The following is a 25,905-nucleotide window of genomic DNA, read 5'->3' on the forward strand; positions in this document are numbered from 1 at the left end:
AATAGAGAAATAATTAATAATACAATGATTACAAAAAGATATTTCTGTCTGTTTTTGCTTATCGTATTAGGCAGAGGACATGCTGTCAATGCACAAAATCCCATTGTACAAACAATGTACACCGCCGATCCGGCGCCTATGGTTTACAAGGACAAAATGTATTTGTATACCAGCCACGATGAAGACAATTCCACTTGGTTTGTCATGGACGATTGGAAACTCTATACAACGGAGGATATGGTCAATTGGACGGACCACGGGGTTATCGCCTCTTATAAGACATTTCATTGGGCAAAAGGAGATGCTTGGGCAATTCAGGTCGTTGAGCGAGACGGTAAGTTCTATTTATATGCACCGATAACTTCCGCTATTAACAACCGTCCGGCAATCGGCGTCGCTGTCTCCGACAGCCCTTATGGGCCATTTTACGATCCACTGGGTCATCCCTTGGTGCAGACGAATGAAGGGGATATTGACCCGACTGTATGGATAGACGATGACAGACAGGCTTATTTGTATTGGGGGAACCCTTTTCTGTATCATGTGAAACTGAACGAAGATATGATCTCGCTGAGCGGTAAAATTACAGAGGTTCCCATGACTTCGGAGGCATTCGGCACGCGGGAGGGAAATGTAGAAAAGAGACCGACGCTCTATGAGGAGGGACCATGGTTATATAAAAGAAAAGACCTGTATTACCTATTGTGGGCTGGTGGGCCTATACCGGAACACTTAGGTTATTCGACTAGCGAATCACCGATTGGTCCGTGGAAATACGGTGGAAAGTTAATGCCGACAGAAGGGCATAGCTTTACGAACCATCCCGGAATTATAGATTTTAGAGGAAAGACGTATTTATTTTATCACAACGGTGCACTGCCGGGTGGAAGCGGTTTTACACGTTCTGTGGCGGTGGAAGAGGTAGAATTTACTAAAGAGGGCGCAATCACACCCTTAAACATGACGCAGGGGGTTACCGAGCAGCTGAAGCCATTGAACCCATACCAGAAAGTGGAAGCAGAGACGATCGCCTGGTCTGAACATGTCAAAGCGAAGCAAAATGAGGAGGTTGGCGTATTCGTACAAGCCATGCAAGACGGTGCCTATACGAGCGTAAAAAACGTGGATTTTGCTGCGGGCGCTTCTAGATTTACGGCACGGATTGGAACGACGCACAACACGGGTGTCACGATGGAAGTCCGTCTAGATGGAGTAGATGGACGGGTACTGACCACGATAGAAGTACCGCGGACGGGAGGAGATAATAGATGGGCACTAGTGTCGCATGATATCCCGAAGATCTCGGGGAAGCACGACGTATATTTTGTTTTCAAAGCAAAAAATAAGCCCGGCATAATCATGTATTTTGATTATTGGATGTTTTCTAAAGAAAATTAGAATGGACAAGCTGTTTTTTCGACTAACCATTGTTTTTTGCTTATTAGGTGGATCTGGTGTCTTGGCCAAAATACGTTTACCTGCACTTATCGGCGACAAGATGGTCCTGCAGCGTGACATTGATCTCCGTATCTGGGGATGGGCGGATGTAGGCGAGAAAGTAACCGTTCGGTTTCAAGGTGAACACTATTATACGGAAGCGGGCAACGATGGCAAATGGTTTGTGTCCTTACCTCCGCAAGCTGCAGGAGGGCCGTATATCATGGAAGTCAATGAAATCGTAATTAGAGACATCCTCATTGGCGACGTATGGTTGGCATCCGGGCAATCAAACATGGAAACGCCTATTGCGCGTTTAACGCATCGCTATCCGGAAATAAATGTATCCAATAACCACATGATCCGCCATTTTAAAGTGCCTACACAAAACACGGTCGAATCGGTACAGGAAGATATTCCTAAGGGCGGAAAATGGCACTCAGCCGTGGCCTCGGAAGTGATGAATTGGACGGCTTTGGCCTATTTTTATGCACAAGAAGCTTACAATCATACGAAAGTGCCTGTGGGTATGCTCGTCTCTAGTTTGGGCGGTTCCGCGATTGAAAGTTGGATTAGCCAAGAACATCTCCGGGAGTTCCCGCATTTATTGGTTGATCAAGTGGCCGTCGACAGCTTGCCTAAAGCAATGCAAGACCAGGGAGCAGGAAAGTGGACGAACCCGAATTGGGATGATATCCACTGGAAAATGATGACCGTGCCGGGGCATTGGCGCTCTCAGGGAATACACACGAAAGGCGTAATCTATTTTCGAAAAGAATTTGAAATGCCTAAATCGATGGACGGACGGCACGCAAAACTCCGTTTGGGCATGTTGATCGATAGTGATTCTGTTTTCGTGAATGGACACTTTGTAGGTTCTACCTCCTATATGTATCCGCCGCGTGAATATCATATCCCGGCGGGTGTGTTGCGTGCTGGGAAAAATAACATTACGGTACAGTTAACGGCAAAGAACGGCGGCGGTGGTTTTGTAGAGGACAAGTCTTATAAGGTCATTGGAGATGATATCGAGGTGGATCTAAGTGGTGAATGGCAATATCAGGTCGGTGTAGACTTTGACGAAATTGCGGTATACAGAGCCCGCCTCCAAAATATAAAAACAGCCGGATCGGGATTGTACAATGGCATGATTTACCCTATCCGTGATTACCGGGTACGAGGAACAATTTGGTATCAGGGAGAGACGAATGCCGGTCGCCCACAGGATTATCAAACCCATCTGGAGTCGTTGATGCGTAATTGGCGGGAATTGTATCGAGCTCCTGAACTGCCATTTTTGATCGTACAGTTACCCAATTACTTAAAAAAATCGGAAGAGCCTGAGGAAAGTGGTTGGGCAGAAATACGCGAAGCACAGCTTAAAGCGACGCAGCGGGTTCCGAATACGACATTAGCCGTGACATACGATGTGGGCGAATGGAATGACATTCATCCTTTGAACAAAAAGGATATTGCGCATCGGTTATTTTTAGGGGCAAGGAAAATATCTTATAGCGAAAAGTTAACCAGCTCGGGGCCTATATATCAGGGTATGAAAATAGAAGGCGATAAAATAGTATTGTCTTTCACGGAGATTGGTGGAGGATTGTGCAGTAGAGACGGAGCGTTACGGCATTTTGCGATCGCAGGAGAGGATAAAAAGTTTGTGTGGGCGCAGGCCGTCGTCAAAGGCAATACGGTTGTGGTCCATAGCGAACAGGTGAAAAATCCGCTAGCCGTCCGCTATGGCTGGAGCAATAACCCGGAAGACGCCAACCTAGAGAACAAGGCGGGCCTGTTGGCTTCGCCGTTCCGTACTGACGATTGGTAGAAATAGGAAGAATGTATAGAAGTATTATTTATAAGAGATTTAAAATGATGTTTAAGAAAAAGCAAATCGTGTTATCCGTTGTTGCTGCGACGTTGTTTTCTGTAACCGAGGTAAAAGGGCAGGACCAGACCACGCAAGGAACAGCTGCTCAGCAGAAATTTGTACACAAGGCGGCTGGAAATCCGTATTTACCCCTTTGGGAGCATGTGCCCGATGGCGAGCCTCGTGTATTCGAAGATCCCGATAATCCCGGGAAATATCGAGCGTATATTATCGGTTCGCACGATTTGAGATTAACCAGTTATTGTGGACCGGACATTCGGATGTGGTCGGCCCCTGTGGAGGATTTATCCAGCTGGAGGGATGAAGGTGCTATTTTTACCTACAAAATTGACGAGCAATGGGACGTGATGTATGCGCCGGATCTTGTAGAGGTAAAAAGAAAAGACGGCAAAAAGGAATATTACCTGTATCCGCATAGCCGCGGACCGCATAGAGAGGCTATGGTGGCAAAAGGGGATCGACCGGACGGTCCGTTTAAACCCATCAACCTAACAGCCGATGGAAAGCGTACGGTGCCAGGAAGTATTCTAGGATTCGATCCGGCGGTATATATTGAATACATCACGGATCCGAATGATCCAGATTATGAAATTGGCTACCGCGCATATGGATATTGGGGTTTCCAACGTTCTTTGGCGGCTCAGCTAGACCAAAATACGATGTATTCGGTTAGACCGGGCACAGAGGTGATCAATTACTTTATACCGGCAAGTGCCCGATATGGCCAGTTGCGTGATCCCGAAGGAACGGAATATCCGAACATCTTACCGGGTGAAGACTTGGGCTCGTTCAACTTTTTCGAAGCGTCGTCGATTCGGAAAGTCGGCAATAAGTACGTTTCCGTCTATAGTGGGTACTCGGGGCCGGAATATGGAATCGGTAGCTCTAATTCTACTCTACGGTATCTGGTAGGTGATTCCCCATTGGGACCGTGGAAAAGCGGCGGTGTATTAGTCGATTCACGTGGACCGGTGCTCAACCGGGACGGAAGTGCTTTGGAAACGACCAATGGCGGACATAATACACACGGCAGTATCGAATTGATTAACGGACAATGGTATGCTTTTTACCACAGGCCTCCGAGAAATTTTGGTTTTGCACGTCAGGCAGTGGTAGCGGCTATAACAATAGATTGGGATGAGAAGCCAGTATCCGAGGGTGGTACCGTCAGGATCCGTGCTTACGACCCGTATGCTGCGGACAGTGTATGGACAGCCAAAGATAGCCAAGGAAGGGAATATACGGGAGCAGAGGTGACGTCAGAAGGCTTTCACGTCTACGGCTTGGATCCTTATCAGTATTACTCGGCGGGTTATGCTTGTTATCTTTCCGACGTAAGCACGATGCAAGATTCTTGGGATATTTGGGATAACCATATGCCGATAACAAAGGTAAAAGATGGTCATATCATAGGGTATAAATATTTTGGTTTCGGCGGGCTCGATCAGGATAAGAAAGGTTTAAAAGCGTTTGAAGGAACGAAAAAAGGTAATGAAACAGCTTTTAATGTATTTCTTACGCCCAAAACTGCAAAAACTTTTAAAGTGAATGTTTGGTTAGATGGACCGTGGGATAACGAAGGCTGGAAGGGGAAAAAGATCGGAGAGATTACGGTTCCTGCTAGTTCTGCGCAGGAGCCGACAAAATTCACGGTAGACGTGGCTGAGTTTGTAAACCATTTAGATAAAAAACATGCGATCTTTCTAGTCGCTGAAGGCGATGAATCGGAAGTGCTTTTCGATCTGGCGGGGATTGGGTTCAGTTCGAATGAAAAGGAAATCGTCCGTCCCATCGTGCCTACCGTGAATATCACGGTCGATGGGAAAGAGATCGTGCTGCCGGATGCCCCTATTCGATCCACCAACGCGAATGGTATTGTCGGTTATAATCGTTATGAGGCGACTTATAAAATGCCGACTAACACGACCACAATACCGATGGTGTCGGCTTCTGCGGATAACCCGGATGTAAAAGTGAGTATAACACAAGCAGAAAACATTTCGGAAGGCGCGATAGTGGAGTTTGATTATAACGATGTAGTTAAAACATACTGCGTTCTATTCTCTTCGGAGTAAGGACGTTGATAAAGAATGGACGTATACGATAAACCCGATAACGATATGAAAAATATATTTTATTCGATGGGTGCTTTTTTGATCACGGTAGTGATGGCCTGCACCCACAAGGGAAATGAAAAGAATGATCATCCTTTTAGAAATCCAGATCTTCCTGTTGAAGAACGAATAGACAACCTCATCGGAATGCTGAACTTGGAAGAAAAAGTTGGATTGATGATGAACAGTTCAAAACCGGTCCCACGCTTGGGGATCCCGGCCTATGATTGGTGGAACGAAGCGTTGCATGGGGTGGCACGTTCCGGTAAAGCAACGGTATTTCCGCAAGCCATTGGTATGGCTGCTACTTGGGATGAAGAGAATCATTTAAAGACATTTGAGATCATCTCGGATGAAGCGCGTGCGAAATATAACGAAGCGGTGCGTCAAGAAGAACGGGGACGTTATTACGGCTTAAGTTTTTGGACGCCCAATATCAATATCTTTCGAGATCCCAGATGGGGACGCGGACAAGAGACGTATGGGGAAGACCCCTATTTGACAACCCGCCTCGGATTAGCAGCCGTGAAAGGTTTACAGGGAGACGATGACAGATATTTTAAAACGCACGCCTGCGCCAAACATTATGCGGTACATAGCGGCCCAGAATGGAACCGACACTCGTATAATGCGGTGATTTCCGATCGTGATCTTTGGGAAACCTATCTGCCTGCGTTTAAAGCGTTGGTACAAGAAGGAAACGTGCAGGAAGTGATGTGCGCTTATAACGCCTTTGAAGGACAGCCCTGTTGCGGAAGTGATCGGCTGATGATGGATATTCTCCGGAATAAATGGGGCTTCGAAGGCATGGTCGTATCGGACTGCTGGGCGATTGATGATTTTTTTAAAAAAGGACATCACGAATCCCACGACACGCCTGCGGAAGCAGTCGCAAATGCGGTGTTAACTTCTACGGATTTGGAATGCGGACAGTCTTATGAACATTTATTAGCGTCGGTGAAAGAGGGACTGATCACGGAAGAACAAATCGACGTTTCATTGCGACGTATTTTACGAGGTTGGTTCGAATTGGGCATGTTTGATCCGGCAGACCGTGTGCCATGGAGTCAATTATCTTATGACATTGTAGCCTCCGACAAGCATAGACAGCAGGCTTTGGACGTTGCGCGCCAATCCATGACGTTGTTGAAGAATGATAACCAAACACTCCCGTTAGGCAAAAAATTGAAACGGATAGCCGTTGTGGGGGCAAATGCGGCGGATAGTATGATGCTTTGGGGCAACTATAATGGTACGCCGACCTCGACGGTGACGATTTTAGAAGGCATCCGGGAAAAAGTGCCCAATGCGGAAGTCATCTATGAAAAAGGTAGCGACCTTGTCGACCCTTGGGTAAGACATTCCCTGTACGAATCGTTCTTCACATCAAAAGATGGTGAGCAAGGTTTGAAAGTAGAATTTTACAACAACAATATGTTGGAAGGGAAGCCCGTGCGTACGTTAACAAACCGTTTGGGAATTGAATATTCTAACCGTGGCGGTACCGCCTTGGCGCAGGATGTCAACCTGGAAAATACGTCCACGCGTATTTCGGGTGTTTTTGTGGCTCCTTATACCGGTGAAGTCGTCTTTAAAGCGAACGCCAACGATGGTTACGTTTTAAACTTTGATGGAAAAGAAATAGGTAAAATGGAAGGTCGTCAAGCGGTTCGTGGTGCGGAATATGCCGTGCAGGTAGAGAAAGGAAAAGCCTATCCGATGGTATTCGAACATCGCCAAAAAGGCAGTATCCTGACGATGGGATTCGCTGTCTTTAAAAAGGAGAAAGCTGACTTTACGGATTTGACAGAGCGTTTGAAAGATGTCGATGCTATTGTTTATGCTGGTGGCTTGTCCCCACAACTAGAAGGGGAAGAAATGTTTGTGGATGCGGAGGGGTTCAAAGGAGGCGACAGAACCTCTATCGATTTGCCCAAAGTTCAGCGCGACCTGTTGGCTGCATTACGCCAAACGGGAAGGCCGGTGGTGTTCGTTCTGTGTACCGGAAGCTCCCTGACCTTGGAGCAAGATGAAAAAAACTACGATGCTTTGCTTTGTGCTTGGTATGGCGGAGAAGAAGCGGGAACTGCGGTGGCGGATGTCCTTTTCGGCGACTATAATCCAGCGGGACGTTTACCTGTGACTTTCTATAGAACCTTAGCACAGCTGGATGGCGCCCTGACCCAAACCGGAGACGAAACACGGCAAGGTTTTGAAAATTACGATATGCAGGGACGTACGTATCGTTATATGAAGGATACACCGTTATATCCGTTTGGGCATGGCTTGAGTTATGCCACTTTTTCTTATGGTGATGTACAGTTAGCGCAATCAACTTTTAAGGGCGATAGTCCGGTGCAGTTGTCCATTCCAGTGACCAATACCTCAAAGATAGATGGCGAAGAGGTCGTACAAGTTTATGTGACGCGGAATAATGATGCGCTCGCTCCAGTTAAATCGTTACGAGGATTTGCGCGGGTCTCCCTCAAAGCAGGACAAACAAAAACGGTCGATGTGGCAATCAGCCCTGAGGCTTTTCATTTTTATGAGGAAAGCGCAGATGCTTTACAGCGAAAAGTTGGCGCATATACTATTCTTTATGGAGGTACTTCGGCCGATATGGGATTGAAAACTTTAACACTTAAAATCGCGGATTAGAGAGCATAAACGCATGATGTAACCAATTGAAACGTTTATGTTACATGTACGAATATTATCATTCGTGCATAATCCTAATATTGCATTAGCAACCAAGATAATTCTATTCACAGTTCCGATACTATTGTAGAAGAGTGCAACCGGTTGTATGGAGAATGCAACAAATTGAACACTAAATTTAAACTTAACATGATAACAAAACCTGATTTTTTATCGTCCGCACGATTTCAGATGAAGAGGAGAAAAGCTCCGCTCCATCGTTTCATGCTGTTACTGTTGTTTTTGTTGGCAAATAATGTATGGGCGCAGGAAAGAGAAATTAAAGGGAGAGTCACCTCGGAAGAAGGAAAACCATTGGTCGGTGTTTCTGTTCACGTCAAGGGAACAACTACGAGCACGTCTTCTGGAGACAACGGACAGTTTTCTTTAGCTACAAGTTCAGGGTCTGTATTACTATTTTCATATGTCGGTTTCTCGGCACAGGAATATGTATTAGGCGATGAAACGTCGCTTCAGATTACGATGTTAAGTTCCGATTCTCAGTTAGACGAAGTCGTCGTCGTTGGTTACGGTACACAACGCAAAGAAGCAGTAACAGGATCGGTGGCTTCCATTAGTGGTGAAAAGATGAACGAGGTGCCGGCGGCTAACATTACACAGGCATTGCAAGGCCGGGTGGCAGGGGTACAGATGACCCAAACATCATCCAAGCCTGGAGCAGCAATGCAGATACGTATACGCGGTACACGCTCGTTAAATGCGAGTAACGATCCGTTAATCGTGTTAGATGGGATTCCATTTGCGGGATCTATTGGTGACATCAATCCCATTGATATCAAAAGTGTGGATATCTTAAAAGACGCTTCAGCTACCGCAATTTATGGTTCTCGGGGAGCAAATGGGGTGATTCTTGTAACAACACATAAAGGGTATACCGGGCAACAAGCAAGAGTCACTTTTAATAGCTACACAGGATTGAAAACATTGTTTGCGCGTTATCCCATGATGAATGGTGCCGAGTTCGTCGAGCTTAGAAAAGCCGCCGGCCTATATCAGAACGGCGTAGATGAATCGGATGATGTGGATGTAGACTGGCAGGATCTGTTATATAAAAATGGTATCATGACCAGTCAAGACTTGAGTGTTTCCGGCGGTACGGAAAAAACAATCTATAATTTTAGCACAGGTTATTTTCGTGATGAAGCTGTCTTGCCCGGCCAAAATTTCGATCGCTTTTCGTTGCGGGGAAGTCTAGACCAGAAAATTGGAGAGCGGATACGGGTAGGTTTCAGCACAAATAATAATTATTCGGTTAATAGAGGAAATAATTTGGGTGTCTATACGACTTTAAGTACGACACCTATTGCAAACCCTTATAATGAGGACGGTTCCTTCAAGAATATCGTCGGGATGGCACAGGATAATCATTGGGTATATTCAAGAGAAACCATAGAAAATCTTGGAAATAAATGGGTAGATATGGCCAAAGGCTTCGGCTCTTATAACACCTTTTTTGGGGAAATAGATATACCTGGTATAGCGGGGCTGAAGTATAGAGCGAATGTAGGGCTCAATTTTAGGACAACGAACGGAGGGGCATATACGGGAGAAGGGGTTTTCAGTTCCGAAATCAACAATCCGTCTACGGCGTCGATTAACAATTCATTACATACGCAGTGGACGATAGAAAACCTATTGACCTACGACCGCACATTTGCAGAAAAGCATAATCTTAACGTGGTAGGACTTTACTCGGCAGAACAAATCCGTTACAATAGCTCGCATGTTTCGGCCTTGCATATTCCGGCAGACCAGTTCCAATTTTATAACTTGGGACATGCGACGGGTGAGATTACGGTCGACCCAAATAATCAGGACTATTATAAAACAGGCTTGTTGTCTTGGATGGGGCGTGTTATGTATGACTATGACGGACGGTACATGGTTAGCGCGACAATTCGCACGGATGGTTCGTCAAGATTAGCACCGGGACATAAGTGGCACGCTTACCCGGCGGTATCCGCGGGATGGAACGCAAAAAGAGAATCGTTTCTCTCGGATGTCAGTTGGTTGGACCTGTTAAAAATCCGCGCAGGATTCGGTCAAACTTCTAATCAATCAGTAGCTCCTTACAAGACGTTAGGGAGATTGTCTACACGCCCGTATAATTTCGCGGATGAGTTTGCAATGGGATATTACGTAACGGAATTACCGAATGCCGCATTGGGTTGGGAATACACGAAGACATGGAATTATGGGGTCGATTTTGCTCTTTTGAATAACAGATTACGGGGTACTTTTGAATATTACACGCAGCATACAAAAGACTTGTTGTTGAGTGTTGGATTGCCAGCATCGTCGGGTGTAGGTAGTTATATGGGAAATATTGGCGAGACGCAAAACAAGGGTTTTGAATTTTCATTGGACGGTTTGATTTTAGATAATCCAGACGGATTGACTTGGGAAGCTGGATTTAACTTCTATTTGAACCGGAACAAGCTATTAGCGCTTTCTTCTGGACGCGACCGCGACGAGGGGAATGCATGGTTTGTAGGGCATCCGATTGATGTGATTTATGATCATGAAAAAATAGGCCTCTGGCAGGAGAATGACCCTTATTTGGATGTTTTAGAGCCAGGGGGGAATCCGGGTATGATTAAGGTAAGGTATACGGGAGAATACAGTGAGGACGGCGCGCCTGTACGACAAATTAACGCCGACGATCGACAGATTATGGATGTTAATCCCCGGTTTGAGGGTGGATTTAATACACGTCTAGCATATAAGGGGTTTGATTTAGGGCTTGTTGCGGCATTTAAAAATGGCGGAACGTTAATCAGCTCACTGTATTCTTCAGCGAGTTATTTAAACTTGATGAGCGGACGTCGGAATAATGTGAAAGTGGATTATTGGACACCGGAGAACACCGATGCCAAATATCCGAAGCCGGGTGGTATAGCCAGTGGCGATAATCCAAAATATGGAAGCACACTGGGGTATTTTGATGCCTCTTATTTAAAGATCAGAACAATTTCGCTCGGGTATAATTTCAATAGCGAAGGTTGGATACAACGAGTAGGTATCGGGGGACTGCGGATTTATGGAACAGTACAAAATCCTTTTGTGTTATTTTCTCCGTATCATAGCGAATCTGGTATGGATCCTGAGCCTAATTCGAGAGGCGATGAGAATCAAGCTGTGTCTTCTTACCAAAGTAGACTTATGGTCATCGGTACCAATACCCCAGCCAACAGAAATTACATGATCGGACTTAATGTGTCATTTTAAAAAGAGGATGTTAGTTATGAAAACTATATATATAAAACTTATATCGGGGGTTGTCTTTTTTGCAACGTTAGGTTTAGGCAGTTGTTCCAAAATACTAGAAGAAGAACCAAGAAGTGTATTTACACCGGATTTTTTTAAAACGGAAAAGGGCGTCGTTGGTGGAATCACCGCGTTGTATGGACATTTACGGAATATATACGGAAACGGTTACTATTATAACGCCTGTTTAACTGGAACCGATGAGTATACCTACGCGCAACAAGCAGATGGGAATTTTAAAGATGCGGATTTATCAGGAGTGGGGTCGTTGACACCGAGTAGCAGCCGATCAGACGTGTTGTGGAACGAAGCTTTTCCAGCGATAAATACGGCAAACGGTGTTATAGAAAATGCGGTGGAAGTAGAAGGCATTTCGGACGCCATAGTCGCAGAAGCCTATTTTTTTAGAGGATTTGATTATTTTATGTTAGTACAGTCCTTTGGTGGTGTACCATTGGATTTGGGATCTGGTGAGCTAAAGTTCAATACATCAACAATCCGGACATCGGTTCGTAATACGGTTCCGGAGGTATATACGCGAGCTGTCTTTCCGGATTTGTTAAAGGCTATTGAGGACTTGCCCGATGTTGGACGTGTCAAGGGAGGTGCAACGAAGACGTTGGCCCGTTTATATCTTTCGAAAGCATATCTCACCTATGCGTGGTGGTTGGAAAATCCCAACAATATACCTACCTATCCAGAAACGGCGCGCACAGATCCCGATGGTCACGATGCAACATATTATTACCAAATGGCCTACGATATTGCTGTCGAGGGGATTGATAACCCGGGAGACTACGGTTTGCAAGAAACGTATTATGACGTCAACTACGGCCCTAACGACCGGAATAGCGAAATTATGCTTTACGCAGATCATACAGAAGATAGTGAGTATTTTAACGGAGGAAGTCATTCTTACGGAAGTGGTGGAGCACCGGATAACTTTGCTGTTTGGATGGTCACCTGGGACTATACTTTTTTAGAAAGTGCAACGACGCAAGACTGGACATCCAAAGTGAGATCGGTACAGCGAGAAGCCGCGCAAGCATACGGCCGGCCGTGGACTCGGATGGCGCCTACGCAAAACGCGATTATCAACACCTTTGAAGACAAAGTGAACGACTCGCGATATGACGGCACGTTTGTAACCACGTGGAGAGCGAACTGGGATAAAGGAGGTATTGCTAATGCAGTGCTTTACAATGCCAACGGCTTGGAAGTTCAGCCCGGGGATGCCATCTTAACAATTTTGGATGAAGAGCCAACCGTGGCCGTGGATTACTCGAACTCACCATATAATAGTAATGTTGGTGCTGGAATTATTCCCGGACAAGCATCATTTGTGATACCTCCTAGTGCAATTAGTAGAAGAAAACACCCCAACTTGTGGAAATTAGGAACCTATCGCACGGATAATGGTACGGGCTTGGGACAGCCAAATGGCGGTAGTACACGTCCTTTCAATATTGCTAAATTTTCAGAACTGTATTTCGTTGCGGCTGAAGCAGCGGTAAAAGGTGCCTCTGTGCAGGCAGGAAAAAGTGCGCGTGAATTGATCAATGTAATGAGAGCGCGAGCTGGAATGTGGCGTTGGGACAATAACGGAAACATAGAAAGAAATGAAGATAGAAGTTTAGATATGATAGCGGCAACTCCTGCCAATATTACCGTTGATTATATATTAGAGGAACGTTCTAGGGAATATTTTGGAGAAGGCTACCGTTGGTTTGATTTGGTCAGAACGCAGAAATGGACGGATGTTGCAAAAACGTACCAAATTGCGGGACCTGATGTTGGAGATCATACGCCTATTACCTTTACGCGGGATATTCAGCCCTTTCATTACCTACGCCCCATCCCTCAAGGTCAAATGGATGCGATGGAACTGGAGGCAAATGAAAAAGCTGCGTATCAGAATCCGGGGTATAATTAATAATATCTAGAAAAACATCATTTCTTAAAACTCGCTCATCTAATCTTGAAGGTGGGTGAGTTTTTTATTAAATATCCGTTGATTTCCTATAGCAAGTTGTTGCTTCAAGTAGAAAGTTTTCATAGACCATACCCTGTCTATTTTGTTGTTTTTCTATCAATGGAATCAATAAGTCCAGCGTAAGTTGTGCCATTTGTTGTGTGGGCTGCCGAATCGTCGATAGTGCCGGATTTAAGTAATCTGCCAAATTGGTATTGGTAAAGCCGATAACCGCAACGTCGTCTGGAACGCGGAGGTCGAGATCAGCCAATACGCCCAAAATCTTAATCGATAACGTGTCTGTACCACCTACAATGGCATTAGGCATATGATTACTGGCCTGCAGTTTTTTGAAAACTTCTTTCAACTCGCTATCAATATCTTCGGTCGGATCTTGGTAGTCGGCATCGATCACATACTCTTTTTGAAAGGGTATGCCGTAGTTGTGAAGTGCATTTTTGTAACCACGAATGCGGTCTTTTGTATTACCGATATCTTTTCCGCACAGAAAAGCAATCCGTGTACGTCCTTTTTTGATGAGTTCTTCTGTCGCTTTGAATGTTTCCAAGCTATTGTGTATACCGATCTTATACGTATTCAGATCATGCTGTATGCGGTCAAATAGGATGACGGGACAGTATTGGTGATGAATATCTCTTAATAACGCCGTATTGGAGTTTTCAAAAGCGGGGGAAATGATGATTCCAGCGACATTCTGACGAATAAGAAAATCTAAGGCTTCTTTTTCTATTTCCTCCCTATTTTGGGTTTGAAAGGGAAGTAAGGTGTAGTGATGCAGCATGGCTAGTTTATAAAGCTCGTCAATAAATTCTAAAAAGAATGGACTGGAAAGGAATGGAATGACGACGCCAATAAGGTTCGTTTTTCCGGTTTTGAGGTGCTTTGCAAATGGATTCGGTCTATAATTATGTTTTGCGGCATACGCCAAAACCCGTTGTTTAGTTTCCTCTCTGATTTCATAGCTATCATTTAATGCCCGGGAAACCGTTGCCGGAGACAAATTGAGCGCCGCTGCAATAGACTTTATGTTGATTTTTCCCATGATGGACTACGGATTGTTTTTGGCTAAATTATCGATTTATTTCCATATAACGGGGCGGTGGGTGGAATAACTGACGCATTTGAATCTATAAGATGCTGTTTGCTTTGGCGCAGAATTTGCACACTGTTGCAAAATAGGAGATTGGATATGAAAAGAATTTTAGGATTTTTAACAATAATATTGCTGTTTTTCGTGGTTTCTTCTTGTTACTCACACCGACACCCTCACGGGCATCTACCGCCGGGTAAAGCGAAGAAAATTTATGGGGACAAATCGGCTAAACGGCATGCCCCAGGTCAGAAAAAGAAAAGATATAAGAAAGCCAAGAAAGGAAGAGGACATTATAAACATGATGTAGTGATTCACTTTGGAGGGTGATCAGCTTGTCTTTAATTCAGAATGGGCTGTATAGTGTTATTTTTTTGTAGATTAGTGTCTTCAAAAAACTCTAAACTAAAGTTATGCTAAAAAAGTATGTTGGCTATAGCACATTGATGTGTTTATTAACAGCAAGTTTGATTTCCTGTAACAACGGAACAACGGAACAAAAACAGAAAGAGGAAATACATAATGCCGCTACACAGGTGGTGCCCGAAGAGGCGGAAGGACTGATCGGGCGATGGGATATCACAGTCGATAAAGAAGGCAAGGAAGCGCCATCTTGGTTGGAAGTGAAACTGTCGGGATTTAATGTATTAGTAGGATCTTTTGTCGCGGATGCGGGAAGTGCTCGACCTATTTCGTTTATTCAACTCAAAGAGGGGAAGTTTTCATTTCAGATTCCACCCCAATGGGAAGGAGGAGATGGATTCTTTACAATCGAAGGTGAATTAGTAGGGGATGGAATCAAAGGTACGATTACAACTAATAAAGGGAACAAATTCGATTTCACTGGGGTGAAGGCTCCCTATCTCGTTCGTACAGGCGAAGCACAATGGGGAGAGCCTATCGAGCTTTTCAATGGAAAAGATCTTGCCGGATGGAAGACTTCGGGTGATAATAGTCAATGGATGGTAGAAGGTGGTATCTTGATTAACAAGGAAACAGGAGCTAATCTGATTAGTGAACAGAAATTTGATGATTTTAAGCTTATTGCAGAGTTTCGTTATAAAGAAGGAGCTAATTCGGGAATCTATTTGAGAGGCCGCTACGAAGTACAGATCGAGGACTCGCCAAAGGATAGACATCCAGGATCTATGTATTTCGGTGGGGTATACGGTTTTCTATCGCCCAGTGAGATTGCTACATTAGGACCGAATGAATGGAATACATATGAGATAACGTTACGTGGACGTATGGTGACGATCGTGGCGAATGGAAAAACAATCATCAGCAACCAAGAGATTCCCGGTATTACAGGAGGTGCTTTGGATAGTAAAGAAGGCGATCCAGGGCCGATTTATTTACAGGGTGATCACACAGGCGTAGAATTTAGGAAGATCACGGTTATCCCGGGAAAATAACAAGCTTTTTTGCTAACAGATAGCGGTCAGTTTTAATAGATGACCTTAAATTGAACAGAGGAGAAGCTTGTTCTTGAAAAATTGCATATGCATTTTCGCGAAAATGCATATGCGTTTTTTTACAAAGTATAAGTTGTTCGGTAATAGTGAATTATGCTTTTTGTGAACCCAGGCCGTTAGTTTCCGACTTTTACTTTATGCAATCCCGATACAGAACCACCCGAAGTAACTTTAAACAGCTCGGTAGCAGAATTTGTAGAAGGATTATATTCAAAATAACCGTTGCTGCTGCCGTCTTTCGTATTGACACGAAGTAATATCTTGTTATCAATTTCGATAGCACAAAAGGCTGCACCCGGATTTGTTACTACTGGTACACCGCCGATTTTTGTCCGCTCTTTGGAGGCAATATCGATGCTGAAATATTCCCATACATCTTCAAAATTGATATTGCCGGTCGGCCCTCCTGTTAACGACGCGTTAGGAATAAGCGTAATGATTTTTCCATCTTTAGCAAATACGGAGACAAATTTACGTGGGCCCTCGCCTGTAATAGCATCCATATCCAAGCTCCAATCCGAATCAATGTCTGTTTCGTTGGCTTTGATGCGCACAATTTTTGATTTTCCACCCGTGCCTCGGGGATGGACGCCTTGTGTGACGATATATAAATCACCATTGGTGTCGAAATCGTACATGTTGTTATCGTTAATATAAGTAATAGCACCTGTATCTTTTATTTTGATGGTTTTTTCATGCTTACTGGTTGCTATATCAATAACAGCAATGTATACATCGGGATAGAAATCATCCCAAAAACCTTTTTGCGTACCGTCTGATGTGGCATAGGTAATGTTGGCAAATAATTTTCCGTTTTTCACGGACAGGAACTTCTGTCCGATAGCACGATATAAAATTTCAGGTTCATCGGCGCCACGCTCGTTAACAGCCTCTGCCAAATCTATATCGCCGGTTCTCGATAGTGTTGTCGGATTAAATACTTGAATTTTTAATGGAGAGGCTCCATCCCAATAATACCCTTTCGTTTCATCTACGATGACAAAATTTCCTGTTCCGTTGGTGGTGTTGTCTCCTGCAATAAACTGTCCAGGTGTAACTTTGCCATCAGCATTTACTTCTAAGCGTTCTATTCCCAATGCATTGGCATCGGTGCTGAACATTTTGAACAACCAGTTGCCATATGGACGCCAGCCTCCAAATCCTAAACCTTGTAAGCTATTGTTTCCATTATTAATTACATTCCCTGAGGGCAGCTCATCAAAAGCAGTTGCGTAACCAGGCTTCGTGTTGACATTGTCACTCATGGTGATTAAAACGTATTTGCTTTCCTGGCTCTCATCAGGATCAGGTGTCGGTCCGTCGTTATCACTACAACCGGCAAAAAGTACCCCGATCGTCAGTGCGATTATTCCAGTTTTGAGTTTTAAAGGTTTCATTTTTGTTTATGATTAATGATTATACTACTATTTCTTTTTTGTTAATGATTACCCACCTTTAGCTAATGTATAACTCAATTTCAAGTGAAAGCTTCTGCCAGGACGCTGTACCCGATAATAGTCATACAGGTTTTTATTGAGCATGTTCCGTATTTCAGCACCAATGTTGACATCGCCCGATGGTAATTTATAAGTAAAGCCAGCATTCAATAAATGTTGATTCGGAATTCGGAGGTTGGAATTGATATTTGCTTGTCCGGACAGTCCCAGAAAGCCGCCCGGCTCCAAATCCTTCCGTATCGTTTCCAAATAAAACTCCCGCAGGAAATTATAATGAACAAAGACCTTGAGATTGTCGTTTTGGGAGAGAATAGCACTGTGGTTTGACTGTATACCGGCATTGGCAAAGAAGTAAGGCGTATTCCGCAACCGGGCATTGTTTTTCCATCGATCTGTTTCGTCTGTAATGCCGAATAATCGAAGGTTTTGCCAAGTGGCATTACCACTTAAGGTGTAGTGGGTGGCGAAATGATAATTGAGGTCCAGATCAAAACCAAATCCTTTTACGTTTTCCTGGTTTTGGTACTGAGCATTCGGTGCTTGTATCGGAACAAGTAAAATAAGACCTTTCGTACGACGATAAAATCCATTGGCTTCTACCGTAAGACGTCCGCCAATAACCTGTTGATAGCCTAAACTCGCGTTGAAACTCTTTTCGGGATTCAACTCGAAATTGGGCACCACAAAAATATTATTCCCAAATAGCTCTTCTCTTTCTGGAAGGCGATAGGTATATTCTAAAGATCCCCGGATAAAGGCGCTTGGCGTTAGCCGGTATCGCAGTGCTTCCGCAATACCCCAATAATTTCCGGATAGCCGACGCTTGTCTGCTTCTGTGACACCTGTAGAAAACCACGTGTTTTGGATGCCGGAAGCGCTGTAGTGATAAAATTTCCCCATTAACTGGTTGTGCAGTTTCTCATCCAGCCAGTATTTATCCAGGGATAATCCATATATCTGCTTTTGATAGGTTGACTCCAAGGAAAGAACATCAATATCTGTATCTTGTAAACGCTGTCCATAGGGATCTTCACCATCGCGTCTAACGTCGGTAAAGATGTAATTAAAACCCAGTGATGTACTACTGTTGATTTGATACCCAATGTTGGTCCGTAGTACGGTCTGCCGTTCGTGAATTTTGGAAAGCGAGGGTAAACGACTTTCTCCCGGAGTCGTTTTTGGTGTAAACTCACCATACCAGTCATAACTGCCCATCAACGTATCGATACGACGCGTCTGCAAATTGTTGTAGGATGCGAACTGGTCAATCGAGAGCCGCCCATCTAGCAATTTTTTCTTGTAACGCAAGCTAGGTGCCACGGTTTGCTGCTTGCCGAGTATTGCACCGTACGGATCGGTCATCAATGCAGGATGCTGTTGCTCTCGTTCCAATGCGAACGCCGCCACGCTTAGACGAAGCTCGTCTGCCCAATTACGGTTTTGGATATTGACATACGCCTCACCGTAGGAATGTTGAAATGCATTGTGAAACATGCGCATATCCATATATTCCAGGTTGGCGGTATTCGGGTTACGCACACCCACGAAGGCATTATAATCGTTGTCGGAGTGATTGAAGAAAAGCTCCGTACCATACGACCATTTTTGATCTTTTGTTTCGTGAGCCGCCGTTACCCCTAAACGATGCGTGTTGAAGGAGCCGATTTCATAAAAAGTGTGCATGTGAGAACCTCTCCGTTTTGCGGAGACGAGGTTGACTGCACCGCCTAAGGCATCCGCGCCTAGTGAAACTGGAAGTACACCTTTATATACTTCAATTCGCTCCAATGCTTCCAAGGGTAGACTGGCAATATTGTAGCCATCTCCCATATAGTCTAAAGGAATACCGTCTTTAAAATACTTAATCGCTTTGCCTTGAAATCCATTAATGGATATTTCCGGGCGACCACCCAATCCACCATTTTGTCTTATTCGTACACCAGTACTTCGATTCATTAAATCAGTTAAGGTAGTTGCCTGTGTAGAAACTGCTCGTGTATCCACGACCACTGCACGTACGGTCTGCTCTTTCGCCTGCTGTGTTTCTGATTTACCCAAAACCGTCACCTCCTGCAAGACCTTATCATCTTTAGATAGACGAATTTGTAGTGCCAAATTTTCTTGCGCTAATTTGACAATAGTATCTTGAAAAGCGGTGTACCCAACCGCAGATACCACCAATATATGTTTACCCGTCGGGATGTTTTTAAGACTAAAATAGCCATTGGAAAGCGCCGTCGTACCGTAGTTTCCTACTTGCACCGTAGCATCCCCGAGCGGAATTCCGTCTTCATTGTGCACATACCCTGTTACTACGTCGGTTGTTTGTGCCAGTATAAACTTGGACAAAAAAAACAGAACCGATAGCATGTATATTTTATAGCGCATGGATTATTCTTCCTAATAATTGCTGCAAATATAAGGTAATTTAGATTAAATTTAAATAACTCTTGTTATTTGTTTAGAATCTATCTAAATTAGCGCCAATTTATAGTTCCGGCTTAACGCAGGGTTTAATTTATCTAGGCATGTCAAAGAAAACGTTTACGGTAGTCATCCATATTTTGAACAACAGCAATAATTTTGTTGGTGAGCCGTGTTATTTGACAAGCAATCTTAGTAATTGGCAGGTGGATGCGCATCCGGTAGGTTTGATACCACCGCTAGGGAAAAAAACAAGCGTGGTACTTGAGGGATTGGAAGAAAGTGAACTGGAGTTTAAGATTACAAGAGGGGGGTGGGATACATTAAATACTGCGGCAAACGGCGAGCTTCTCGCGCCACATCGCATAGATGTTAGTCGTTGTTCCGAGATGGAGGTCACCATTGATGGCTGGCGTGATAAATTTCCTTCATCTACGGCGAGTCCGCAGGTGCATGTCTTGGCGGATAGGTTCTATTTTCCATATCTCGACACATACCGTAGGATATGGATTTATCTGCCGAAAGATTATCAATATTCAGATAAACAATATCCCGTGTTATATATGCATGATGGCCAACATCTTTTTGATGAAGCGACATCGGTGGGGAGAACGGGACCAGTGGAATGGATGGTAGACGAGACCATCGATGCCGCAAGTCGTCAGGCGATTGTTATTGGAATCGAGCATCCCAATCAAACAGCCGACAGGACTCGCGAGTTTCTGCTTTTTCCATTTAGAGAGGTCGATGAACCGGTCGGACATTTATACCTGCGTGATATCGTGGAAATACTGAAACCTTATGTAGACAAGCATTATCGAACGTTAGCAGATAAAAGGCATACAGGCATGGTAGGCAGTTCATTCGGCGGTTTGCTTACACTTTACGCGGGCGCGCTCCATGCCAATGTATTTGGTACGTTAGGTGTTTTTTCGCCATCGATTTGGACAGGGAAGCAGCAGCTGGCTGATCTTTTTTCGATAAAATTGGAAAGCAATCCCTGTTTGCTCTGTGGACAATGCTATTATTTTTATGCCGGTGGCAGGGAAAAACGTAGAAATGCACCAGAGGGGGAAGGTGATATGCGAGCGGATATGCTGGACTTTATTGATACGCATAAAAAAGCGATGTGTGTAAAAATCATGATTGATATTGATGAAGAGGGGAAACATGGTGCGTTGTATTGGCAAAAAGCTTTTACCCGTTTTTATGAACGCTGGCAGCAAGAAATTTCAGACAATTAACATATAGTAGATTACTTAATTACAATAATTTTATGGTTACGAATAAATTCTTTAAAAAAAGCAACAGAACGAATCTCTTGTTGCTTGCAGGGCTAGCCGCGTTACCGGCTTTACAAGTGTCTGCTCAACAAGTCGAAAAATCCGCACCAGCCGGTCGCGGTGTATATGAAGCAGTTATTAACCAACAGGACGGTTTTTTGTATGTTACCGGAGCAGGGTCTCGGACGAGTCCAGGAGGCGCGTTATATAAAATTGATCGGGCAGACCTTTCGATAGTCGACAGTATCAGGTTGGCGGAAAATCCACCTTTTGGAATCGGAATCAACAATAAAACACAGACGGTGTATACGACCAATACAAGAACGAATTCGGTCAGTGCCGTTGATTTGAAATCAGGTAAACTGATTGCGACATTTAATCACGGAGGTGAAAAATCGCATACCCGCGAAGTGCTGGTGGATGAAGATAATAATGTTGTATATGTAAGTGATGTTGGCGATCCAAGCAGTATTTGGGTGATAGACGGCAAGACAAATACGTTTTCGCATCTGATTGAGAATCTTGGTAAAACGCTAACGGGAATGGCTTTCGCAGGAAGTAAGGACAAGATATACGCCACCATCATGGGTACAAATAGTGTGGCTATAATCAATACGAAGACAAAAAATATAGAGAAAACATTCCCTTCCGGTGGAGAGTCACCTGTAAATATCATTAGTGACGGCAAACGTTTGTTTGTGACCAATCAGAAATCGGGCACACTCACTGTTTTAGATACCGATGGAACGCTGTTGAAAACTATTGAAACTGGCGCTGGAGCTATCGGTGTAGCGTATGATCCTGTTAAAAACAGAATATATTCTGCAAATCGCCAAACCGGAACAACAACGGTTATTGACGCAAATTCATATGAAATATTAGCTGATTTACAAACAGGTTCTCATCCGAATCACGTAAAAATTGATGCAGAAGGCATAGCCTACGTTATCAATAAGACCAAGGGAGGAAGACCGGTGGAAGGTCAACCCGTTGTCGTGGATAACAATGGAGATACGGTGACAAAAATTAATTAATTAATACCTTTGTACGTACATAGTATTTTCTGTAGAGACGTAATATGTTGCGTCTCTACATTTGTAAATGAATTAATTTGAGAACAAAGAACCGGAGTGTAATCTATTATACCGTTTCTGTATGCTGTATCCTGCTATTAGCATGGATTTCTTTGTTTACAGGGGTTAAGGATATTCGAGTAGTGGATTTGTTGGGCGATGAGGATAAGCTTATCGTTTTCTTAATAAGTCGTATTCCACGTACGCTAGCTTTGATTTTGATCGGTGCGGGACTGAGTATTTCGGGTTTCATTATGCAACAGCTCTCACAAAACCGATTTGTTTCACCGACAACCTCGGGTGCATTGGAGTCTGCAAAAATGGGCATACTCTTTGCCTTGGTATTTTCGCCTGAAGCTTCCTTAATGGTTCGGATGCTCTTTGCTTTGGTTTTTACGTTTTTATCCTCCCTTCTTTTTATTTGGTTTGTAGAACAAGTCAAAGATAAAAACACCGTTTTTATCCCATTGGTTGGGATTATGTTTGGAAGTATTTTAGCATCTATTTCCACCTTTTTTGCTTACAAAAACAATATCGTCCAGAATACACAGGAATGGTTATTAGGTGATTTTTCGTCGGTTATGCAGGGGCAATATGAAGCCATTTATATCATCTTGCCCATCGTGTTGATTAGTTACCTGTATGCAGAGCGGTTTACCATTGCTGGAATGGGGAAAAGTTTTGCTACGAACTTGGGATTATCCTATCATACTGTTGTCAATATAGGTCTTGTGGCCGTCTCACTCGTCGTCAGTGCATCTGTCGTAACCGTAGGAGCGATTCCTTTTGTCGGGCTTATCGTGCCTAATGTCGTGCGTATGCTCATTGGTGACAATCTTCGGCGTGCCTTGCCACTAACGGCTTTTCTGGGAGCAGTGCTTTTGTTGGGGTGTGATATTATCGGCCGATTGCTGGTCTTCCCTTATGAAATACCGATTGGAATGACGGTAGGTGTCGTTGGTGGAATCGCTTTCTTTTTGCTTATATTAAAAAAGAGTAAATGAAGCAGGGGAATAAAATTATATTATTGATCGTGTTGTTGGTGGTATCTATCGTGTTCTTTATGACATACCATATGGGTAATAACCTCGATTACGTATTGAGCCGCCGCAGTATTCGATTAGCGACCATGACGATCGTGGGTATTAGTGTGGCTTTCTCCTCGGTTATTTTTCAAACGATTACCAATAACAGGATATTGACTCCTTCTATCATGGGATATGAATCGATTTTCATCCTCTTCCAGACGTTGATTGTGTTTTTTTATGGGGACAAGGCCTTTAAGGTCATCTCACAACAAGAGAACTTTTTCTATGCCGTATTGCTGATGCTTGGCTTTTCTGTATTCATGTATTTTCTGATTTTCGGGAGGCAACGAAAAAATATCTTCTATTTATTGTTAATGGGGATGGTGATGGGAACGTTGTTCAATACGTTGAGCCAATTTCTTCATGTCATCATCGATCCGAACGAATTTTCCATCGTACAGAATTTTATGTTCGTGTCTTTTGCTAAGATGAACGTTAAATTATTAGGAATAGCGACGATAACGTCGATTGGGACACTTGTTCTGACACTTCGTTATTTAAAGTATTTAGATGTGATTGCGCTAGGGAAAGATCATGCGATTAATTTAGGTTTGGACTATAATAAGTTGATCCGGACTTTTATGCTTATTATTGCTTTGTTAGTTTCTGTTTCGACAGCGTTGGTAGGGCCTATTACGTTTTTGGGCATTCTGGTTACCAACTTGACTTACGAGCTATTTAAGACGAACAAACATGTGCAAACAGTATGGCTTTGTAGCGCGGTATCGTGTATATGTTTGATTACCGGGCAGTTTTTTGTTGAACATATTCTAAGCTTTTCCACCACAGTAAGCATTGTTATTAACTTTGTTGGTGGTATCTATTTTATGTATTTGATATGGAGTTCAAGAAAGAGAATAAGCTGATTTTTCAAGGTCTTGTAAAAGAATACGGGAAAAAACGTGTCATTGACAAGCTGGATGGTAGCGTAGTGAACAACCGTATCACCTCGCTTATCGGACCGAATGGTGCTGGTAAAAGTACATTGCTTTCTATCCTTAGCCGTTTGCTTAAACAAGATGGGGGAGAGGTTTCTTTTATGGATAAATCCCTCCATGTTTACAAAAGCAACGAGCTTGCTCAAAAACTTTCTATTCTAAAACAGTCAAACCAAACGGATGTGAAGCTCACCGTCAAGGATTTGGTTGCATTTGGTCGTTTTCCTTATAGCAAGGGAAGAATGACAGAAACAGATTGGCAGAAAGTACAGGAAGCTATTGCTTTTTCCGATCTCGAAGATTTGACAGACGCCTATATAGATGAGTTGAGCGGAGGACAACGGCAACGTGCATTTATTTCGATGATTATTGCACAGGATACCGAATATATTCTGTTGGATGAACCGTTAAATAACCTCGATATGAAACATTCGGTGCATGTGATGAAGACCTTGCGAAGATTGGTAGATGAGTTAGGGAAAACCGTGGTGATTGTTATTCATGAAATTAATTTTGCCGCTCAATATTCAGACTATATCATTGCCATGAAAGATGGTAAAATACGTTATAATGATGAAGTCAATCATATTATCAGACCCGAAATTCTTCGGGAGATTTTCGGTATTGAGTTTGACATTATCGAAAAAAATAACAAGAAAATTTGTAATTATTTTAATCTTTAAGCCCGCCAACAATAAAATAACAAAAGAATGAATAAAATATCGAACATACCGTTTGCTTTTATCTGCTTCTTGTTTTTCCTCGTTCAAGTAAGCTGCAATTCGGGTACCCAACAGGGTCAGGTTTCTGGAGAGCAGAATGAAGTTGTACATAAGCTGGGGACAACGATGGTACCCCAAAATCCGTCTCGTATCGTGGTGCTAGATATTGGAGCATTGGAGACTTTAAAGGAACTGGGTGTAACGCCTATCGGGATTCCCAAGAAATACATGCCGGAATATTTAGACGATCTTAAAAATAACCCGGATATTGCGGATGTAGGGTCTGTAATCGAACCCAATTTTGAGGGGATAAATGCATTGTCTCCTGATTTGATTTTGATGTCTACCCGTCAGGAACGTTTCTATGACGAGCTGAATGATATTGCACCTGCTATCTTTATCGGGACAGATAATAAAGATTATTTACCTTCATTCAAACATAATGTTATGCTTTTGGCGAAAATTGTCGATAAGGAGCACGTGGCGGAGGAAAAGCTTCATAAATTGGAGGAAAAAATCAAAGCGGCACAGCAAAAATTCGAAGCGAATCCTGGCAAGGCACTCTTCTTAATCTATAATAATGGCAAATTTAGTGCTTTTGGCAAAGGAAGCCGTTTCGGCTTTATACATGATGTATTGCATATTAAACCCGTTATGGAATTAAACGACGAATCGGTACACGGACAACGGGTGTCTAACGAACTTATCGCTAACGCTAATCCAGATTACCTTTTTATCGTGGATAGGAATGCGGCTGTTGTCGGAAAAAAAGCGAATTTAAGTGAGGTGGAAAATCTGCTCGTAAAACAAACAAACGCGTTCAAAAACGATAAAATATTTTATCTAGCCCCCGATTTGTGGTTTATTTCCGGTGGTGGCTTGACTTCTGTTGACTTAATGGTTGACGACATTGTAGAAAGGTTCAAATAACT

16 protein-coding genes are annotated in these 25,905 nt (G+C 43.5%); 13 read left to right on the top strand and 3 right to left on the bottom strand.

The genetic code is table 11. The annotated features are described in order from the left end of the window. Positions 1 to 24 precede the first annotated feature (24 nt). The 6 genes from H8B17_RS06140 to H8B17_RS06165 all read left to right on the top strand — a co-directional run bounded on the left by H8B17_RS06140 (position 25) and on the right by H8B17_RS06165 (position 13,363). A complete protein-coding gene (locus tag H8B17_RS06140; RefSeq protein ID WP_190308237.1) occupies positions 25 to 1,398 on the top strand; it encodes a glycoside hydrolase family 43 protein in 1,374 nt (457 codons plus the stop codon). 1 nt (position 1,399) lies between these two features. Further along, the gene (locus H8B17_RS06145; protein ID WP_190308238.1) at positions 1,400 to 3,268 is read left to right on the top strand and encodes a sialate O-acetylesterase; all 1,869 of its coding nucleotides are present in this window, start codon (positions 1,400 to 1,402) and stop codon (positions 3,266 to 3,268) included. A gap of 44 nt (positions 3,269 to 3,312) precedes the next feature. Next, positions 3,313 to 5,406: a hypothetical protein gene (locus tag H8B17_RS06150; RefSeq protein WP_223816383.1), complete on the top strand. Its 2,094-nt coding sequence runs from the start codon at positions 3,313 to 3,315 to the stop codon at positions 5,404 to 5,406. A 45-nt stretch (positions 5,407 to 5,451) separates the two neighbouring features. After that, positions 5,452 to 8,103, top strand: a complete 2,652-nt coding sequence (locus H8B17_RS06155; protein ID WP_190308239.1) for a glycoside hydrolase family 3 C-terminal domain-containing protein — start codon at positions 5,452 to 5,454, stop codon at positions 8,101 to 8,103. 231 nt (positions 8,104 to 8,334) lie between these two features. Next, positions 8,335 to 11,391: a SusC/RagA family TonB-linked outer membrane protein gene (locus tag H8B17_RS06160; protein ID WP_190308240.1), complete on the top strand. Its 3,057-nt coding sequence runs from the start codon at positions 8,335 to 8,337 to the stop codon at positions 11,389 to 11,391. Positions 11,392 to 11,407: 16 nt separating this feature from the next. Next, complete coding sequence (locus H8B17_RS06165) at positions 11,408 to 13,363, top strand: RagB/SusD family nutrient uptake outer membrane protein (protein WP_190308241.1); 1,956 nt, start codon at positions 11,408 to 11,410, stop codon at positions 13,361 to 13,363. Positions 13,364 to 13,430: 67 nt separating this feature from the next. Here H8B17_RS06165 and H8B17_RS06170 read toward each other — a convergent pair whose 3' ends face one another. Next, positions 13,431 to 14,465: a LacI family DNA-binding transcriptional regulator gene (locus tag H8B17_RS06170; RefSeq protein WP_190308242.1), complete on the bottom strand. Its 1,035-nt coding sequence runs from the start codon at positions 14,463 to 14,465 to the stop codon at positions 13,431 to 13,433. Positions 14,466 to 14,926: 461 nt separating this feature from the next. Between H8B17_RS06170 and H8B17_RS06175 the strand changes: the two genes are divergently transcribed. Then, complete coding sequence (locus H8B17_RS06175) at positions 14,927 to 15,928, top strand: 3-keto-disaccharide hydrolase (RefSeq protein WP_190308243.1); 1,002 nt, start codon at positions 14,927 to 14,929, stop codon at positions 15,926 to 15,928. Between the two features lie 176 nt (positions 15,929 to 16,104). Here the strand turns inward: H8B17_RS06175 and H8B17_RS06180 are convergent, their stop codons facing one another. Together H8B17_RS06180 and H8B17_RS06185 are read right to left on the bottom strand one after the other, a co-directional pair. Further along, on the bottom strand, positions 16,105 to 17,385 hold the full coding sequence (locus H8B17_RS06180) for a hypothetical protein (RefSeq protein WP_190308244.1): 1,281 nt from the start codon (positions 17,383 to 17,385) through the stop codon (positions 16,105 to 16,107). 48 nt (positions 17,386 to 17,433) lie between these two features. Further along, a complete protein-coding gene (locus H8B17_RS06185; RefSeq protein WP_190308245.1) occupies positions 17,434 to 19,833 on the bottom strand; it encodes a TonB-dependent receptor in 2,400 nt (799 codons plus the stop codon). A gap of 140 nt (positions 19,834 to 19,973) precedes the next feature. On the opposite strand from H8B17_RS06185, the gene H8B17_RS06190 reads away from it, so the two are divergent. From H8B17_RS06190 to H8B17_RS06215, 6 genes are all read left to right on the top strand, one after another. Next, a complete protein-coding gene (locus tag H8B17_RS06190; protein ID WP_190308246.1) occupies positions 19,974 to 21,113 on the top strand; it encodes an alpha/beta hydrolase in 1,140 nt (379 codons plus the stop codon). A gap of 32 nt (positions 21,114 to 21,145) precedes the next feature. Next, positions 21,146 to 22,186: a YncE family protein gene (locus H8B17_RS06195; RefSeq protein WP_190308247.1), complete on the top strand. Its 1,041-nt coding sequence runs from the start codon at positions 21,146 to 21,148 to the stop codon at positions 22,184 to 22,186. Between the two features lie 77 nt (positions 22,187 to 22,263). Then, positions 22,264 to 23,229, top strand: a complete 966-nt coding sequence (locus H8B17_RS06200) for an ABC transporter permease (RefSeq protein ID WP_223816384.1) — start codon at positions 22,264 to 22,266, stop codon at positions 23,227 to 23,229. Further along, a complete protein-coding gene (locus tag H8B17_RS06205; protein WP_190308248.1) occupies positions 23,226 to 24,179 on the top strand; it encodes an iron chelate uptake ABC transporter family permease subunit in 954 nt (317 codons plus the stop codon). Before H8B17_RS06200 ends, H8B17_RS06205 begins: the two co-directional genes overlap by 4 nt. Further along, positions 24,152 to 24,934: an iron ABC transporter ATP-binding protein gene (locus H8B17_RS06210; protein ID WP_190308249.1), complete on the top strand. Its 783-nt coding sequence runs from the start codon at positions 24,152 to 24,154 to the stop codon at positions 24,932 to 24,934. The genes H8B17_RS06205 and H8B17_RS06210 overlap by 28 nt, the downstream gene beginning before the upstream one ends. Before the next feature lie 27 nt (positions 24,935 to 24,961). After that, positions 24,962 to 25,903 carry a siderophore ABC transporter substrate-binding protein gene (locus tag H8B17_RS06215; protein ID WP_190308250.1) on the top strand — a complete coding sequence of 314 codons (942 nt, stop codon included), beginning with the start codon at positions 24,962 to 24,964 and terminating at the stop codon, positions 25,901 to 25,903. Positions 25,904 to 25,905 lie beyond the last annotated feature (2 nt).

This window comes from Sphingobacterium arenae, assembly GCF_014692505.1.
GTDB lineage: Bacteria > Bacteroidota > Bacteroidia > Sphingobacteriales > Sphingobacteriaceae > Sphingobacterium > Sphingobacterium arenae.

What these genes read in the sequence shown, in the direction of transcription:
- H8B17_RS06155 (WP_190308239.1), top strand. Translation starts at nt 5,452, where the DNA reads ATGAAAAATATATTTTATTCGATGGGTGCTTTTTTGATCACGGTAGTG.
- H8B17_RS06195 (WP_190308247.1), top strand. Translation starts at nt 21,146, where the DNA reads ATGGTTACGAATAAATTCTTTAAAAAAAGCAACAGAACGAATCTCTTG.
- H8B17_RS06210 (WP_190308249.1), top strand. Translation starts at nt 24,152, where the DNA reads ATGGAGTTCAAGAAAGAGAATAAGCTGATTTTTCAAGGTCTTGTAAAA.
- H8B17_RS06180 (WP_190308244.1), bottom strand. Translation starts at nt 17,385, where the DNA reads ATGAAACCTTTAAAACTCAAAACTGGAATAATCGCACTGACGATCGGG.
- H8B17_RS06165 (WP_190308241.1), top strand. Translation starts at nt 11,408, where the DNA reads ATGAAAACTATATATATAAAACTTATATCGGGGGTTGTCTTTTTTGCA.
- H8B17_RS06215 (WP_190308250.1), top strand. Translation starts at nt 24,962, where the DNA reads ATGAATAAAATATCGAACATACCGTTTGCTTTTATCTGCTTCTTGTTT.
- H8B17_RS06145 (WP_190308238.1), top strand. Translation starts at nt 1,400, where the DNA reads ATGGACAAGCTGTTTTTTCGACTAACCATTGTTTTTTGCTTATTAGGT.
- H8B17_RS06190 (WP_190308246.1), top strand. Translation starts at nt 19,974, where the DNA reads ATGTCAAAGAAAACGTTTACGGTAGTCATCCATATTTTGAACAACAGC.
- H8B17_RS06150 (WP_223816383.1), top strand. Translation starts at nt 3,313, where the DNA reads ATGATGTTTAAGAAAAAGCAAATCGTGTTATCCGTTGTTGCTGCGACG.
- H8B17_RS06140 (WP_190308237.1), top strand. Translation starts at nt 25, where the DNA reads ATGATTACAAAAAGATATTTCTGTCTGTTTTTGCTTATCGTATTAGGC.
- H8B17_RS06205 (WP_190308248.1), top strand. Translation starts at nt 23,226, where the DNA reads ATGAAGCAGGGGAATAAAATTATATTATTGATCGTGTTGTTGGTGGTA.
- H8B17_RS06185 (WP_190308245.1), bottom strand. Translation starts at nt 19,833, where the DNA reads ATGCGCTATAAAATATACATGCTATCGGTTCTGTTTTTTTTGTCCAAG.
- H8B17_RS06175 (WP_190308243.1), top strand. Translation starts at nt 14,927, where the DNA reads ATGCTAAAAAAGTATGTTGGCTATAGCACATTGATGTGTTTATTAACA.
- H8B17_RS06170 (WP_190308242.1), bottom strand. Translation starts at nt 14,465, where the DNA reads ATGGGAAAAATCAACATAAAGTCTATTGCAGCGGCGCTCAATTTGTCT.
- H8B17_RS06160 (WP_190308240.1), top strand. Translation starts at nt 8,335, where the DNA reads ATGAAGAGGAGAAAAGCTCCGCTCCATCGTTTCATGCTGTTACTGTTG.